The sequence below is a fragment of the Vibrio sp. 1078-1 genome, assembly GCF_033340475.1.
Map to the genome: position 1 here is coordinate 1 of NZ_JAWOWM010000920.1, position 515 is coordinate 515.

Here is a 515-nt window from a genome sequence, read left to right on the forward strand (position 1 = left end):
GCTCAGTATACGCTGGGCCGCGTTTCACTAACGCACCGCCTGAGTTATTGGCAATGCCACCGACAACCGTCGCTCCTAGCGATGAAGATCCAATAATAGAATGCGGCGCGCGGTTAACGGCTCTGAGTTCTTTTTCTAGTGAGTGTAAACTTGCACCGGGTAAGCACACCGCCTGTTTGCCACCATCCAGCAGGTGAATTTTTTTGATTTTGGTAATGTTGATCACCACGACATCGCGGTCATAGTCGTTACCACTTGGTGCAGAGCCTTCTGTGAGACCTGTTTTCGCAGCCTGCATGATGATGATGCAGTTCGCCTCGACACACTGTTTAATGATCTTCCATTGCTCTAACAAAGTGTTAGGAAACACGACGGCAAGCGCTGTACCACTACCAGAGCGAAAACCTGAGCGGTAGTATTTGGTTTTAACCTGATCGGTCAGGACATTCTCTTCCCCGACTATCGTTTTAAATTCTTCTATCAGCTGCTTTTGTTTCATATCCGTATCTCTAGTT

1 protein-coding gene is annotated in these 515 nt (G+C 47.8%); it reads right to left on the reverse strand.

Features of this window, described 5'->3' with window-relative positions:
- A partial coding sequence (locus tag R7190_RS30855) for an FAD-binding protein (protein WP_133281172.1) occupies positions 1-499 on the reverse strand: 499 nt, incomplete at its 3' end.
- Between the last annotated feature and the right edge of the window lie 16 nt (positions 500-515).